This is a genomic window from Kitasatospora sp. NPDC042419 (assembly GCF_056437345.1).
Genome location: NZ_JBWKAW010000024.1, coordinates 87970 through 102819 on the forward strand (window position 1 = coordinate 87970; position 14850 = coordinate 102819).

A 14850-nucleotide genomic window follows, 5' to 3' on the forward strand; every position below is an offset into this window, starting at 1 on the left:
ACGTGGCAACGGGAACCGGAACCGGAACCGGAACCGGATCGACCGGCGGAGGCGGCCGCGGCTACCGCGTCGAGGTCGAGCAACTGCGCGCCTTCGCCGCCCAGGTACGGCTGCTGCTCGCCGAATTCCAGCACCACGCCGACGGCACCGCGACCCACGGCCGCAGCGGCATCGGCCGCAACGCCCTCGGCACCTTCGCCGAAGCCACCGACCTGCACGGCCGCTACCAGACCATGCGGGACGGCCTGCGCGACGTGCTCAACCAGCTCCAGGAAGCCGTCGACGAGGCCCAGAAGAAGGCCGAACTCACCGCCACCAACTACGAGGAGCAGGAACACCGCACCCGGAACAAGCTGAAGCTCGGCGACGACGGCTGGTCCGTCGCCAACCCCTCCGCCAGCAGCGCCGCCGCCTACGCCCGCACCGTGGCCCCCGCCCGGAACGACGACGGAAAGGGCGTCCGGTGAAGTACACCGACTTCAGGAACTACAGCCACGCCGAACTCCACAGGATGGCCCAGGCCCTCAACCCCGGCGAGGTGATGGCCGCCGCCGACCCCTGGCGCCGCGCCGCCGACACCCTCAAGGCCATCCGCACCACCCTCACCCGCGCGAGCACCGAGGCCGCCACCTCCTGGGAAGGCACCACCAGCGACGCCTTCCACACCCGCATGCTCCAGCTCGCCACCACCATCAACAACGCCGCCTCCTACGCCAACGACGCCGCCATCACCCTCAAGGCCGTCTCCGAGGCCATCGCCAAGGCAAAACGCGACATGCCCGAAGAACCCGGCGGCTGGGACCAGTTCACCGACGGCGTCGGCGACACCTTCTCCGCCCTGTTCGGCGCCGACGACGAGGACAGCCGCACCGCCCTCGCCGACCAGAGGAAGCTCGAAGCCGCCACCGTCATGCAGACCCTCGCCATGCACTACCGCACGGCAGCCCCCATGCTGAAACCCCCCAGCCCCCCGGGGAAGCCGGGGAAGGTGGGCAAGGAGGACGTGGAGGACGTTCCGTCTTCCGCGTCCGCGGGCGACAGCGCAGCGGCGGCGGCAGGCGCGGGCGCGACGATGGCCGGGGCGAGCCTTGGCAGGTCCGGTGCAGGGGGCGCTGGGGGCGGTGGCGCCCCGGTGCGGCCTGCGGACCGGAACGGGGGCCAGCTGCCGAAGAAGCCCACCGGTGAAACACCGACGGGCGGTGTCACGCGAGGGGACTCGGGAATCAGGGGCGGTACGCCGCAGGTGGTGCCGAAGCCGCAGTCCACGGCCGGCGGCGTGCCGGGGGTGGTGGGCGGCAGCGCCGCTGCCGCTCCGGTGCCGCCGAGGCCGCCTGCCGTCGGCAATGTCGGGCCGGGCATGGGCATCGACGGCATCGCGCCGGTCGGCGGTGGCTCCGGAAGCGGTGTCAACGGTCCCGCTGCGGCGGGGGCCGGCAATCCCGTCGGTCCGGTCGGTGCCCAGACTGGGGAAGGGACGGGGCCGGGTCTCCCCGGAGCCGTCACGCCGGGACGCGGTTCGAAGGGCGGGTCGGTGTTCGGACCGGGCGAGGGCCCGGGGCGGAGCGGTTCGAGTACACCGACGACCGGTCGGGCCGGCAACGGCTTCGGCGTGGGCGGGGCCCCGGCAGGCGGTTTCTCGACGATCGGACCGGGTGCCTCGTCCGGAAGGCCGGGGGCGGGGCCGTCCCGAAAGGTCGACGGCACGGTCGGAGCCGGGGAGCACCGGACCGGCGGTGCCACGGGAAAGGCGAAGCAGGCTTTCACCGAGGGGGGTTCAGGTCTGGGCGCCCGGAGCCGAGTACGGCCCGACGGTGTTCAAGGGGGCGCGGGGCAGCCGTTCCTGGGAGCGGGCCCCTTCCCGGGCACGGCCGGTGCGCGAACCCGGAGGAACGAGCGGGAGAACGACGGCAGGAGGCCGGACTACCTCGTGGAGGACGAGGAGACCTGGCTGCCGGACCGGCCGGCGAATCCGGACGTAGTGGAATGACAGGTCCTTCCCCGGGAAGGGCAGGCAGATCCGATCAGTCGTCCCGCAGGCCGACGGCCTGCGGGACGACTGCTGTGCTGAGTGAGGTGACCGGGTTGGCAACCGACCGACTGGCGCGTGGCGCGGCGGCGTTCGCCGCCGGGGCCCTTCTGTTGGGCCTGGCCGCCTGTCCGGCAGCGGCGGACCAGATCCGAGACAATCAGTGGGCCCTGCGAACCTACGAAGCGGAGTCGAAGCTCTGGCCCGACAGTCAGGGGGAGGGTGTCGTCGTCGCCGTCGTGGACAGCGGTGTCAGGCCGGACCACCAGGATCTGAGCGGGCAGGTGTTGTCCGGAGCCGACTTCTCCGGGGCCAAGACGGACGGGAGGGTGGACGACGACGGCCACGGCACGGGAATCGCCAGCCTGATCGCCGGGCACGGGCACGGTGCACAGGCCGGGGTGATCGGCCTTGCTCCCAGGGCGAAGATCCTCCCCGTCCGGATCCGATGGAACGGTGAACGGCAGGACCTTCAGCAGTCCGACGTCGCGCAGGCCGTCCGATTCGCGGTGGACCACGGGGCAAAGGTCGTCAACATGTCGATCGGTGAGCTCTCCCGCCTGGACCTCCAGGCCCGTGAGGCGATCAGCTACGCGATCGCCAAGGACGTCGTGGTGGTCGCCTCGACGGGGAACGACGGGGACAAGGCTGCGGCGGTCGAGTATCCGGCGGCTTTTCCCGGGGTGGTGGCGGTGGGTGCGGTCGGTGAACGCGCCGAGCTGTGGGAGCGGTCGACGTACGGACCCGAGACCACGCTCGTGGCGGCGGGCACGGGGATCTATCAAGCCACGGCCAAATCCGACTCGAGCTATGGCGTCGGCAACGGCACATCCGCCGCCACCGCTTACGTGTCGGCGACCGCCGCGCTCATCCGGGCGAAGTACCCGAACCTCTCGGCGGGGCAGGTGATCAACCGGATGATCAGGAGCGCTACGCCGCCCGCCGGTGGGGACGCGGTACCGAATGACCGGTACGGGTACGGATTGCTGTCACCGGCCAGGGCGCTGGAGCCGAATGCCGCGGTCGACGGGGGGCCCAGGGAGAATCCGCTGCTCGGGCGTGCGGAGTCGCAGGGGGCGCCGGCGGTTGCGGGGAGTGACGAGCCGTGGGAGTCTCCGGCGCCGGTTCCGGGGGGCGCTTCCGGGGGGAATCCGGGGGTGACGTACACGCTGCTGGGGGCGTCCGGCGTCGCGGTGGTGGTCGGGGGAGTGGCCGGGGCGGTGCTGGTGGTCCGGGGGCGGCGTCGGCGGCGGGTGGCTGCTGTGGCGGCGGGCGGGTACCAGGGGTATCCGCCGCCGCAACAGCCGCAAGAGCAGCAGTGGCCGCCCCGGCGGGGGTGACCTCGTCCGGGGCGGGGCCTACAGGGCGCGGTGCATGATGTGGAGGCCGACGGGACCCTTGTCGGGGTGGTCGAAGGCGGCGGGGACGGTGGCGAGGATGTCGAAGCCGGAGGACTGCCAGAGGGCGACGGCGCGGTGGTTGGTCTCGACGACGGCGTTGAACTGCATGGCGCGGTAGCCGTCGGCGCGGGCCCGGTCGAGGACGTGGGCGCAGAGGGCGCGGGCGACGCCGCGGCCGGCGTGGCGGGGGTCGACCATGAAGCCCGCGTTGGCGACGTGGGCGCCGCCGCCGGCCTGGTTGGGGTGCATCTCCGCGGTGCCGAGGACGCTCCCGGCCGCGTCCTCGTCGACGGCGACGAGGACGCGGCCGTTGGGCTTGAACCAGGTGGCGCGGGCGCGGTCCTCGGGGGTGTCGCGGTCCCAGCAGTAGGTCTCGCCGGCGGCGATGATGTCGTGCAGGAACGGCCAGATGGCGGGCCAGTCGTCGGGGGTGGCTTCGCGGATGTGCATGGTGCCCAGCATGGACCGGCGTGTCCCGCCCCGGCCAGGGGGTTTCGCCCCGGTGCGGGGCCTCCTGGTCCGTCCGCCCGTCCGCCCGTCCGCCCGACCGGTCGGCGCCCGGGCCCGGCGGGGCTATGCGGCGACGGCGATCTGTTCGCGGTGGCGGGCGGCCGGTCCGGTGAGCTGGTCGGTGACGGCGACGGCGAGGTCGGCCTGGGCGATCCGTTCGCCGAGGACCTGCGGGCCGCCGATCCGGTAGGCGCCGGTGCCGGGGGCGGTGCGGTCGAGGTCGAGGGGCGGGGTGACGGTGACCCAGTCGAGGGTGGCGGGGGAGTCCCGGAGCAGGTCGAGGGCGGCGGCGTGGCCGAGCGAGAAGGCGCGGTAGGCCTCGGGGAAGGCGGGGTCGTCGTGGACGGCGACGCCGGGGGCGGTCTCCAGGGTGGTGGCGACTCCGACGTGGACCAGTCGGCCGACCCCGGCCGTCCCGAGGCCGGTGACGAGGGCGCGGGCGGCGGCGGGGTAGAACTCGGCGGAGGGGACGTCGGGGGTGTAGACGGTGCTGACGGCGGAGGCGTGGCCGCGGGCCGCGGCGGCGACGGCGGCGGGGTCGGTGACGTCGCAGGGCACCAGGGTGACGCCGGGGCCGGCGAGGTCGGCGTGGCGTCCGGGGTCGCGGACGGCGGCGGTGACGGTCAGTCCGCGGCGCCGGGCCTCGGCGACGACGGCGCGGCCGACCTGGCCGCCGGCGCCGAAGACGACGACGTCCACGGGTGCGTCGGTCCGGCTGTCGGTACTGCTCATCGCGGTCTCCGTCCGTTCGTCGGGGGCGCTGTCGCCCGCCGTTGCCGTGACGGTAGACCGGGGGGTGCCGGTTACTTCAACGGTACCGGCGGGAGGCGGGCCGGAAGGGAGCACGGTCGGCGGGAGGCAGGTCGGCTACGGTCGGGGCATGACGCAGACCGGGGGTACCACGCAGACCGCGCCCGCGCCGCTTCCGGCGGACTTCTTCGACCCGGACTGCCCGGTGCAGACGGTTCCCGTGCTGGGCGGGCGGAAGTGGGCCTGGAAGATCATGCGCTGCCTGGAGGGCGGTCCGCGCCGTTTCTCCGAGTTGAGGGTGCCGCTGGCGGGGATCACCGCGAAGGTGCTGGCCGAGTCGCTGCGCGCGATGGAGTACGAGGGCGTGGTCGTCCGCACCGAGTACGACGAGAACCCGCCGCGGGTCGAGTACGCGCTGACGCCGCTCGGGCGGACGCTGCTGGGGCCGATGGACGCGGTCTGTGACTGGAGCCGCGCGAACCTGGCGGAGCTGCTGGCGGCGCGCGAGGCGTACGAGCGGGAGGTGTACGAGCGCGGGGCCGCCGGTTAGCGGCGGTCGCGAGCGGTGAGTGGCGGTCGCGCGCGGCGGGCGTGGCAGCATTTCGGCGACCGCTGGCGCTGACGCCGCTGGTGGGCCCGGTGCGGGCACGGCCATGCTGGACCTATGACCACTTCTGAGCAGGCCGACGCCGCCGACGGGATCGTTCCGGACTCCAAGGACTGGACCTGGGTGCTGGAGCGCCCGTGTCCGGACTGCGGGCTGGACGCGGGGGCGGTGGCCGGGGAGGACGTCGCCGGGATGGTCCGGGCCAACGCGGAGGGCTGGCTGGCCGTGCTGACCGGCGGCGCGGAGGCGCTGCGCCGCCGGCCGCGCCCGGAGATCTGGTCGGACCTTGAGTACGCGTGCCATGTCCGTGACGTCTTCCGGCTGTTCCACGTGCGGCTGAACCTGATGCTGGACCGGGACGACCCGCTGTTCGCGAACTGGGACCAGGACGAGACGGCCGTCGCCGAGCGGTACGGGGAGCAGGAGCCGGCGGTGGTGGCGGCGGAGCTGGCCGAGGCCGCGGAGGTGCTGGCGGGGGCGTTCGAGGGGGTGGCGGGCGCGCAGTGGGCGCGGACCGGCAACCGCAGCGACGGGGCGCGTTTCACGGTGGAGTCGTTCGCCCGCTACCTGATCCACGATCCGGTCCACCACCTGTACGACGTGACGGGCGAGCGGGTCTGAGCGGGTCTGAACGGGTCTGAGCGGGCCGGACGGCCGGGGCCCGGCGGAGCCTGACGGGCCGGTCGAGGTGTGGCGGTGATGGGGGGCGCGACGGGCAGGGCGGCGCGCCCCGGGTCACCAGCCGGAGGCCTCGCGCAGCATGGTGCGGCGCAGTCGGCCGGCCACGCTGGCGGTGTCGGTGCCGATGACGTCGGCGATCTCGGGTGCGGCGAGGCCGACGACGTAGTGCAGGATGGCGAGGTCGTCGTCGGCGGCGTGGCCGGGACGTTCCGGCGGCGGATCGCTCCGCCGGGTGTGCTCGCCCACGGTGCTGCGCAGGATCTGCCAGGCGCGCGCGGTCGGGTTGGAGCTCCCCAGCAACTCGCGCCAGTGGACGGCTATCTCGGCGAAGGCCTGCTGGACGGCGCCGGCGGCCTGGGCCTGGTCCGGGAGCCAGACGTGGGCGTAGCTGAGGTACCGCGGTCGGTGGAGTTCGCAGAACGCCGCGAACTCCAGCGGTACGGCGGGTGGTTCGCCGGGCTCCGGGGGTGGCTCGGCGGTGCTGTCCTGACGATTGGTCATCTCGGCTTCTCGGCAAGTGAGATGGGCATCTGACGGTCGATCATCTGTGCTCACTCTACGGTAGGCGCTCGGTGCGCTGGGTTACCAATCGGATGGAATGCCCGGAAGGCGTCGACGCGCGGCCGGTTCCGGCGGTGGCCGGGTGGGTCCGGCGGGCGGCGCGGCGGTGGTGAGCGGGCGGTGAGCGGTGCGCAGTGGTGTCAGAGGCGTTGCTGCTGGTGCGTCGTGGCCGGTCAGCGGGGTGGCACGGCCAGGGGGGCGGGCCGGTCGGCGCGCCACCGCAGACGGTGTGATGTGCCACCGTAAGCGGTTCGGCGGCTCTCGTCCACGCCTGCGGCGCGAAGCCGCTCGCGCACCACCGTCCGCACCACCGCTCGCGCGCTCGACGGGTCCGGTGGGCTGGGGCGCGGGCCGGGGCGGCGGTTCCGTGGAGGAGGTGGATCGGTGGGCCGGCCCCGTCGCACGCATCCCGCGTGCCCGGCCCTTTGTCGACGCATCGCCGTGTACGAGCAGAGAGTTGACGAACCGTCAACGAGTCCGAGGGGCCTCGGCGGAGGCGGCGGGGGCGATCCGGTCGTCCGCCGCGGTGCTCCGTTCGAGCTGGGCGGGGAACGCCTCGGTGACCCGTCGGAGGGCCAGTCGCGCGGCCGCGGCCGCGGCGGCCTCGGCGGCATCCGCGGCGGCTCCGACGATCTCCATCCGGTCGCGGACGGCGCGGCCGCCCCCGATGCCGTCGGCGACGGCGCCGGCGGCGGTGTCGCGCACGGCGGTGTGCACGACGGTGTCCCGGGCGGCGGCGTCGCGTACGGCGGCACCTCGCGCAGGGGCGTCGCGTCCGGGGGCGTCACGTCCGGCGGCGTCGCGTACGGCGCCCGCGGCCTCGCAGGCGGCCGCGACGGGTTCGTGGACGGCTTCGTGGCCGGCTCCGTCGGTGCCGCGCCGGCCGCGTCCGTGGGCGGCGCGCGCGGCGTGTTCCTCGGCCGCCTGTCTAGCGGCCAGGTAGGCCTGGACGGCGGCCATCCCGTAGACGGGCTGGATCAGCTGGTGCCCCTTGAAGAAGGGTCTGGCGGGGGCGAACCCGGCGGCGACCACCAGGTCGCGGATCTCGGCTATCTCCGCCTCGCTGCGGGCGGTGAAGCGGACCTCCCAGCCCTTCTTGTACGTATGGCCCTGTTCGCCGCTGCGGCGGGCCGGATCCGGCCGGCGGACGTATCCGGGCAGGCGGCCGAGGCGGAGCTGGGCCGCGCGGAGGCCGGCGGTCTCGTCACGTGACATGCACTAAGGGTAGGCAATGCGGAGGGTGGGAGTGACGCCCGGAGGTGACTTCGGCGTATGTGCTTGGTCACGCACGGTCAGACGTCCTGGTCGCCGATCGAGCGCGATCAGCTGTGACAAACATATGATCGCCCATTCCTCCGAATGGGTGAGGGTATGAGGACTTTAGTGCGAGCTGGTCCCGGTTTCGCGACGGTTGGGTAACAGTGCGTCAGGCGGTGACTCCTCGTTCCGGGGGGTTGGGGATGGTGTCGGCATGAGCTACCGGATTCCCACGCCGCCGCCTTCCCTGGAGGAGCTGGCGCGCCGTCAGCAGAACGTCGTCACCGCCGGCCAGCTGCGCGCCCGTGGCGTGCCGGCCCGGATCATCAGTGAACACTGCCGCCGCGGCGGGCCCTGGCAGCGACTGCTGCCCCGGGTCTACCTGTTGCAGTCCGGCGAGCCTTCGCCGGAGCAGCGGATGTGGGCGGCCCTGCTGTACGCGGCGCAGAACGGCCGGGAGGAGGGGCGCCGGGAGCGGGCGGTGATCACCGGCGCCGCCGCACTGGCGCTGTACGGCTTCACCGCGGTGCCCCGGCTGCCCGCCGTCACCGGCGTGGACGTGCTGGTGCCGCGCCAGCGCCGGCTGAAGGACGCGGGCGAGGTCCGGATCCGGCGCACCGAACGGGAGCTGGTGGCGCGCTCGGTGCACGGGCTGGCCTGCGCGCCGGTCGCGAGGGCGGTCGCGGACGCGCTGCGCGAGTGGACGTCCGGGGCGGGCCCGGCCGGCCCGGTGCCGGTCCGGGAAGTGCTGAGCGAGGCGGTCGACCGCCCCGAGCTCCGCTGCACGGTGCGGGAGTTGGCCGCCGAGCTGGCCGAGTCCGGGCTGGTCGCCGACCCCCGGGTGCGGGCGGTGCTGGACGGGCTGCTGGCCGCCGAGCGGGACGCGGTGCTGGACCGGGTCGGCGCCCTGGTGGACGAGTGGCTGCTGCCCGTCCCGCTGACCGGTCCGGAGCTGCGGATGCGCGGCGGCACCTACATCGCCGTCCCCGACCTGTACTGGCCGGCGGCGGGGGTGGCGGTGGAGGTCGACTCGGAGCTGCGCTGCGTCAGCGAGGGAGAGGCCGCCTGGGTGCGCGGCGGCCAGCACCGGATGGAGTACCTCGGCGTGCGGGTGGTCTACGTCTCCGGCCCGCGGCTGGCGGAGGAGCCGGACGCCGTCGGTGCCGAGCTGCGCGAGGCGTTCCGGCTGGGCGGCACCGACGTGGTGGAGCTGCTGGTCACCGAGCGGTGAACCGGGCGGTGAGCCGGCCCGTGTGCCGAACGGCGAGCCGACCCGCGAACCGACCCGCGAACCGACCCGTGTGACGAACGGCGAGCCGACCTGCGAACCGAGCGGTGGACCCGGCGGCGAGCCGACCTGCGAACCGGGCGGTGACCGGCGGGGGCGGGAGGTTCAGCCCCCGACCGTCGGTGTGCCGACCAGCTCCACCCCGGCCGCCCGAAGCTCCGCGAGCGCGGCGGTGGTGGTGGGCTCGGCGACCCCGGCCGTCAGGTCGAGCAGCACCCGGGTGGTGAAGCCGGCCCGCACCGCGTCCAGCGCGGTGGCCTTGACGCAGTGGTCGGTGGCGATGCCGACCACGTCCACCTCGGTGACCTGCCGCTCGCGCAGCCACTCGGCCGGCCCGCGGTTGTTCTCGTCCACGCCTTCGAAACCGCTGTACGCGGCCGCGTAGGCGCCCTTGTCGAAGACCGCCTCGATCGCGCCGGAGGTGACGGACGGCGCGAAGTTGGGGTGGAAGCCCACCCCCTCGGTGCCCGCCACGCAGTGCACCGGCCAGCTGTGCACGTAGTCGGGCTGCTCGGAGAAGTGGTCACCCGGGTCGATGTGGTTGTCGCGGGTGGCGAGGATGTGCCGGTAGCCGGGGGCGGACTCGGCGATGAGGTCGGTGATCGCGGCGGCCACCTCGGCCCCGCCCGCGACGGCCAGGCTGCCGCCCTCGCAGAAGTCGTTCTGCACGTCGACGACGATCAGTGCCCGGTGCATGGCTCGCATTCCTCGGTCTGCTGGGGGCGGCGCGCCGGTGGGGGCGCGTCCGACGGGGGTCCGACGGGGGTCTGACGGGGGTCTGACGGGGTTCGGCGGTGGGGCGGCGGTGTGGGACACGGCGGGGGCTTCGGCGGAGGGCCGGCGTGGGCCCTGCGGGGGACGTCAGGGGACTTCGGGGGGAACTCTACGGTCGACTGTAGGCAGTGGCATCCGGGGGCGGAAGGCCCGGGGCGCGCCCGGGCCCCGCCCCGTGTGCGAACGGTCGTCAGAGGTGCAGCTCGGTCGCCAGCACCGGGTCGCCCTTGGAGAGCTGGGTGGCCGACAGCGGCAGGGCGGCCCGGGCCCGGACGTGCCGGTCGCGCGCGGCGGCCAGCGGCTCGCGGCCGACCACCTCGCCGGCCTTGACCAGCGGCACCGGGACGAGGTGCGGCTCCAGTTCGGCGGGAACCGGTCCGGTGCCGACCACCTCGGCGTCGGCGACGCCGTCCGCGTCGGGCCGCCGGGCCGCCCACTTGCGCCCGCCGATGCTGGTCTTGCCGCCGGCCGCGCGCTTGGCGACCGGGATCATCGGGCCGTCCGGCTCGGCGGCCCGGGCGACCAGCTTGTAGACCATCGCGCAGGTCGGGTGGCCGCTGCCGGTCACCAGGCTGGTGCCGACGCCGTAGCCGTCCACCGGGGCGGCGGCCAGTGCGGCGATCGCGTACTCGTCGAGGTCGGAGGTCACGATGATCCTGGTCGCGGTGGCGCCCAGCTCGTCCAGCTGGCGGCGGACCCGGTGGGCGAGCAGGGTGAGGTCGCCGGAGTCGATCCGGACCGCGCCCAGTTCGGGTCCGGCCACCTCCACCGCGGTGCGGACCGCCTCGCGCAGGTCGAAGGTGTCGACCAGCAGCGTGGTGCCCTTGCCCATCGAGGCGATCTGGGCCCGGAACGCGTCCCGCTCGCTGTCGTGGACCAGGGTGAAGGCGTGGGCGGCCGTCCCGGTGGTCGGGATGCCGTAGGTGAAGCCGGCCTCCAGGTCGGAGGTGGCGGCGAAGCCGGCCACGTAGGCGGCGCGGGCGGCGGAGACGGCGGCCTGCTCGTGGGCGCGCCGGGCGCCCATCTCGATCACCGGGCGGCTGCCGGCGGCGGAGGTCATCCGGGAGGCGGCGGCGGCGATCGCGGAGTCGTGGTTCAGGATCGAGAGGATCACCGTCTCCAGGATCACCGCCTCGGCGAAGCTGCCCTCGACGGTGAGCAGCGGCGAGCCGGGGAAGTAGACCTCGCCCTCGGGGTAGCCGTGGATGTCCCCGGTGAACCGGTAGTCGGCGAGGTAGCGCAGGGTCTCCTCGTCGACCACGTGCTGGCCGGCGAGCCAGTCGAGCTGGGCCGAGGTGAAGCGGAAGTTCTCGACGGCGTCCAGGACCCGGCCGGTGCCGGCCATCACGCCGTAGCGGCGGCCGCCGGGCAGTCGGCGGGTGAACACCTCGAACACGGAGCGGCGGTGCGCGGCTCCGCTGCGCAGGGCGGCCTGCAGCATGGTGAGCTCGTAGCGGTCGGTGAGCAGCGCGGTCGAGCCGGCCGCGGGCACGGAAGTGGCGTCCATGAGGATGATGTTACTACCCCTTAGCGTCAGAGTGACGATTTCTCGGCGGGGTCGGTCGTCCAGCGCGTCGCGGGCGCCGGGGCGGAATCGCCCGCCGGTCCCCCGGATGGCAGCATGGGGGCTGGAGGGGCAGGTGATGCCCCTGTGGGAGCAGGAACTGCGAGGAGGGACCCGTCGGTGAGTGTCGCGCCCGTGGAGATCGAGCGCCCGGAGGTCGAAGGCCTGCCGGTGGTGGAACCGGACACCCCGTGGGTCACCATCGTCCACAACGACCCGGTCAACCTGATGAGCTACGTCCAGTACGTCTTCCAGGCCTACTTCGGCTACCCGAAGGACAAGGCCCGGAAGCTGATGATGGAGGTGCACACCAAGGGCCGGGCGGTGGTCTCCAGCGGGTCCCGCGAGGAGATGGAGCGCGACGTGCAGGCGATGCACGGCTACGGCCTCTGGGCCACGCTGCAGCACGACTGATCCCGCCCGACCGCAGCAGACCACCAGAGACGACGAAGACGGGCTGACCGATACCGATGGCTGGGTTGTTCGAAAGTGCCGGCGGCGGGAGCGCGGCGATCGCGCTGGACGAGCTGGAGGCGTCCATCCTGCGCTCGCTGGAGGTGCAGATGCTGGAGATGATCGGCCCCGGCCCGGGCGGGGTGAGCGACGATCCGCTGGCGGCGCTGTTCGCCGAGGGGCCGAGCGAGGCGCCCGCCGACCCGGCGCTCGCCCGGCTCTTCCCGGACGCCTACGGTGATCCGGCGAAGCCCGAGGACGACGAGTCCCGGGCGGCCTCCGGCGAGTTCCGCCGCTACACCGAGCTGGACCTGCGGGCCCGCAAGCGCGAGGACGCGCTGCACGTCGTCCAGGCCCTGGACGGGCTCGGCGGCGAGGGCGGCGTGCTGAAGCTGGCCGCCGCCGAGTGCCTGCGCTGGCTGGGCGCGCTCAACGACCTGCGGCTGACCCTCGGGGTGCGGCTGGAGGTCACCGAGGAGGACGAGCAGGGCCTTTACGACCTGCCGGACAGCGACGACCGCAAGCCGCTGGTGATGGCCTACCTGTGGCTCGGCGCCCTCCAGGAGTCGCTGCTGGAGTCGATGTCCGACTGACGCCCCCGCCCGGGTGCGGAGGCGTCCCGGCCCGTCCGCGGGCCGCCCGCGCACCGTCGCAGTGCGGAGGCGTCCCGGGCCGTCCGCGCACCGTCCGCGCACCCGTCCGCGCACCGCCCGGAGCGAGCCACGACCCCCCGTCCGCATGCTGGACGGGGGGTCGTGGCTTTTCCGGCCAAAACGGGCGAAACCCTATCGGGACATGCTCAAATATCGCTCAGATGGACACCGCTATCCGGATCCAGCGTGGTACGACTTCACCCCACCCCACGAGACCACCCATCCAGGACGGTGCAGCATGGCCGAGCAGGTTTACGACGAAGTCGTCGACACCGAACCGGACGAGGAGGGCTATCAGCGGGGGCTCGGCAGCCGCCAGATCCAGATGATCGCGATCGGCGGCGCGATCGGCACCGGCCTCTTCCTCGGCGCCGGCACGGCGATCTCCAAGTCCGGCCCCAGCCTGATCCTGTCCTACGCCGTCGCCGGCGTGGTGATCTTCGTGATCATGCGGGCGCTCGGCGAGCTGCTCACCTACCGCCCGGTCGCCGGGAGCTTCGCCGAGTACGCGCGGGAGTTCCTCGGCCCGTTCGCGGGCTACGTCACCGGCTGGACGTACTGGCTCTTCTGGGTTGTCACGGGCATGGCGGAAACCACCGCCGCCGCCGTCTACGTGAAGTTCTGGGCGCCCGACATCCCCCAGTGGCTCAGCGCGCTCACCTTCCTGGTCATCCTCTACGGGGCCAACCTGATCTCGGTGAAGCTCTTCGGCGAGATCGAGTTCTGGTTCTCCATGATCAAGGTCACCGCCATCATCGGCATGATCCTGATCGGCATCGGCGTGCTCACCCTCGGCTTCAGCGACGCCGGCGACACCGCGTCGATCACCCACCTCTGGGCGGACGGCGGCTTCTTCCCCAAGGGCATCGGCGCCACCGTGATGACCCTGCAGATCGTCATGTTCGCCTACCTGGGCGTCGAACTCGTCGGCGTCACCGCCGGCGAGAGCGAGAACCCGCAGAAGACCCTGCCGCGCGCCATCAACACCCTGCCGTGGCGCATCGCGCTCTTCTACATCGGCGCCCTGGTGATCATCCTCTCGCTGGTGCCGTGGACCGAGTTCCAGCCCGGCGTCAGCCCGTTCGTCGCCGCCTTCGGCAAGATCGGCATCCCCGCCGCCGCCGGCATCATCAACTTCGTGGTGCTCACCGCCGCGCTCTCCTCCTGCAACTCCGGCATGTACTCCACCGGCCGGATGCTCCGTGACCTCGCCCTGCGCGGCCAGGCCCCCGGCCGGCTCACCAAGCTCAACTCCAACCGCACCCCGGCCGCCGCGATCACCCTCTCCTGCCTGCTGATGGGCGCCGGCGTGGTGCTCAACTACCTCGTCCCGGCCAAGGCGTTCGAGTACATCACCTCGGTCGCCACCGTCTGCGGCCTCTGGACCTGGGCGATGATCCTGGTCTGCCAGATCCGCTACCGGAAGGCCTGGAAGGCCGGCCACCTGCCGCCGCCCGGCTTCAAGGCGCCCAGCGGCACCTGGAGCAGCTGGGCCGCACTGGCCTTCCTCGTCCTGGTGGTCGTGCTGATCGCCCTGGACGAGAGCAACCGGATCTCCCTGTACGTCTTCCCGGGCTGGGCCGTGCTGCTGGTCGTCGGCTACCAGGTGCTCAAGCGCCGCCGGCCCGAGGCCGTCCACGCCGTCGCGCACGACCACCTGCACGCCCGCAACGGCGCCGGCACCGGGACCGGCACCGGGCACTGACCGGCCCGCGAGACCCCGGCGGACCGGGCGGTGGACACCCCGTCGCCGTCCGCCGGGGCGTGGCTATCCTGGCCGCATGCTGACCATCACCCGAGAACTGCGGGACGCGATCGTCGCCCACGCCCGCGCCGACCACCCGGACGAGGCCTGCGGCGTGGTCGCCGGTCCGGAGGGCGGCGGCCGCCCCGAGCGGTTCATCCCGATGCTCAACGCGGCCCGCTCGCCGACCTTCTACGAGTTCGACTCGGGCGACCTGTTCAAGCTCTACCGCGAGATGGACGAGCGGGACGAGGAGCCCGTGATCGTCTACCACTCGCACACCGCCACCGAGGCCTACCCGTCGCGCACCGACGTGAGCTACGCCTCCGAGCCGAACGCCCACTACGTCCTCGTCTCCACCGCCGACGGCAACGGCCCGGAGGATCCGTACCAGTTCCGCTCGTTCCGCATCGTGGACGGTGCGATCACAGAGGAAGACGTCCAGGTCGTCGAGGCCTACCCGGCCTGACCCGCACCCACCTGGGCGAGGCCCGCCGACCGTCCGCGAGTGGTCGGCGGGCCCTTGTCGTTCCGGGCCGGTCTCACCATCAGGAACGGAATCATCCGAATCCCGAGACGGGC

At 73.4% G+C, this 14850-nt stretch carries 16 protein-coding genes; 10 read left to right on the forward strand and 6 right to left on the reverse strand.

The genetic code is table 11. The features are described 5' to 3' along the window. The first annotated feature begins 2 nt into the window (after nucleotides 1-2). From AC067J_RS32840 to AC067J_RS32850, 3 genes are all read left to right on the forward strand, one after another. Entirely contained in the window at nucleotides 3-467 is a 465-nt protein-coding gene (locus AC067J_RS32840) for a hypothetical protein (RefSeq protein ID WP_478305438.1), read from the forward strand. Beyond that, nucleotides 464-1987: a WXG100 family type VII secretion target gene (locus AC067J_RS32845; RefSeq protein ID WP_478305440.1), complete on the forward strand. Its 1524-nt coding sequence runs from the start codon at nucleotides 464-466 to the stop codon at nucleotides 1985-1987. The genes AC067J_RS32840 and AC067J_RS32845 overlap by 4 nt, the downstream gene beginning before the upstream one ends. A 95-nt stretch (nucleotides 1988-2082) precedes the next feature. Beyond that, the gene (locus tag AC067J_RS32850; protein WP_478305442.1) at nucleotides 2083-3366 is read left to right on the forward strand and encodes a S8 family serine peptidase; all 1284 of its coding nucleotides are present in this window, start codon (nucleotides 2083-2085) and stop codon (nucleotides 3364-3366) included. Between the two features lie 18 nt (nucleotides 3367-3384). On the opposite strand, the gene AC067J_RS32855 is transcribed toward AC067J_RS32850, so the two are convergent. Both AC067J_RS32855 and AC067J_RS32860 read right to left on the reverse strand, forming a co-directional pair. Beyond that, nucleotides 3385-3876, reverse strand: coding sequence for an N-acetyltransferase family protein (locus AC067J_RS32855; protein WP_478305444.1), 492 nt, complete (start codon nucleotides 3874-3876; stop codon nucleotides 3385-3387). Nucleotides 3877-3999: 123 nt separating this feature from the next. Then, nucleotides 4000-4668: an NAD(P)-dependent oxidoreductase gene (locus tag AC067J_RS32860; RefSeq protein ID WP_478305446.1), complete on the reverse strand. Its 669-nt coding sequence runs from the start codon at nucleotides 4666-4668 to the stop codon at nucleotides 4000-4002. A 148-nt stretch (nucleotides 4669-4816) separates the two neighbouring features. Between AC067J_RS32860 and AC067J_RS32865 the strand changes: the two genes are divergently transcribed. Beyond that, nucleotides 4817-5236 (forward strand): winged helix-turn-helix transcriptional regulator, encoded by a 420-nt coding sequence (locus AC067J_RS32865; RefSeq protein WP_478305448.1) that lies wholly within the window; start codon nucleotides 4817-4819, stop codon nucleotides 5234-5236. A 114-nt stretch (nucleotides 5237-5350) separates the two neighbouring features. Beyond that, nucleotides 5351-5914, forward strand: coding sequence for a DinB family protein (locus AC067J_RS32870; RefSeq protein WP_478305449.1), 564 nt, complete (start codon nucleotides 5351-5353; stop codon nucleotides 5912-5914). A 114-nt stretch (nucleotides 5915-6028) separates the two neighbouring features. On the opposite strand, the gene AC067J_RS32875 is transcribed toward AC067J_RS32870, so the two are convergent. Continuing rightward, nucleotides 6029-6475: a hypothetical protein gene (locus AC067J_RS32875; RefSeq protein ID WP_478305451.1), complete on the reverse strand. Its 447-nt coding sequence runs from the start codon at nucleotides 6473-6475 to the stop codon at nucleotides 6029-6031. Between the two features lie 528 nt (nucleotides 6476-7003). Then, nucleotides 7004-7750, reverse strand: coding sequence for a hypothetical protein (locus AC067J_RS32880; RefSeq protein ID WP_478305452.1), 747 nt, complete (start codon nucleotides 7748-7750; stop codon nucleotides 7004-7006). A gap of 256 nt (nucleotides 7751-8006) precedes the next feature. Between AC067J_RS32880 and AC067J_RS32885 the strand changes: the two genes are divergently transcribed. Next, on the forward strand, nucleotides 8007-9023 hold the full coding sequence (locus AC067J_RS32885; protein ID WP_478305454.1) for a hypothetical protein: 1017 nt from the start codon (nucleotides 8007-8009) through the stop codon (nucleotides 9021-9023). Between the two features lie 162 nt (nucleotides 9024-9185). On the opposite strand, the gene AC067J_RS32890 is transcribed toward AC067J_RS32885, so the two are convergent. Continuing rightward, nucleotides 9186-9776: an isochorismatase family protein gene (locus AC067J_RS32890; protein ID WP_478305456.1), complete on the reverse strand. Its 591-nt coding sequence runs from the start codon at nucleotides 9774-9776 to the stop codon at nucleotides 9186-9188. Between the two features lie 268 nt (nucleotides 9777-10044). Continuing rightward, nucleotides 10045-11361, reverse strand: coding sequence for a nicotinate phosphoribosyltransferase (locus tag AC067J_RS32895; protein ID WP_478305457.1), 1317 nt, complete (start codon nucleotides 11359-11361; stop codon nucleotides 10045-10047). Nucleotides 11362-11538: 177 nt separating this feature from the next. Here AC067J_RS32895 and clpS point away from each other — a divergent pair, with 177 nt between their 5' ends. From clpS to AC067J_RS32915, 4 genes are all read left to right on the forward strand, one after another. After that, a complete protein-coding gene (clpS, locus tag AC067J_RS32900; protein ID WP_327677315.1) occupies nucleotides 11539-11832 on the forward strand; it encodes an ATP-dependent Clp protease adapter ClpS in 294 nt (97 codons plus the stop codon). Between the two features lie 56 nt (nucleotides 11833-11888). Continuing rightward, nucleotides 11889-12464, forward strand: coding sequence for a DUF2017 domain-containing protein (locus AC067J_RS32905; RefSeq protein ID WP_478305460.1), 576 nt, complete (start codon nucleotides 11889-11891; stop codon nucleotides 12462-12464). 298 nt (nucleotides 12465-12762) lie between these two features. Then, nucleotides 12763-14229 (forward strand): amino acid permease, encoded by a 1467-nt coding sequence (locus tag AC067J_RS32910; protein WP_478305462.1) that lies wholly within the window; start codon nucleotides 12763-12765, stop codon nucleotides 14227-14229. 76 nt (nucleotides 14230-14305) lie between these two features. Continuing rightward, nucleotides 14306-14737 carry a M67 family metallopeptidase gene (locus AC067J_RS32915; RefSeq protein ID WP_478305463.1) on the forward strand — a complete coding sequence of 144 codons (432 nt, stop codon included), beginning with the start codon at nucleotides 14306-14308 and terminating at the stop codon, nucleotides 14735-14737. Nucleotides 14738-14850: the final 113 nt, after the last annotated feature.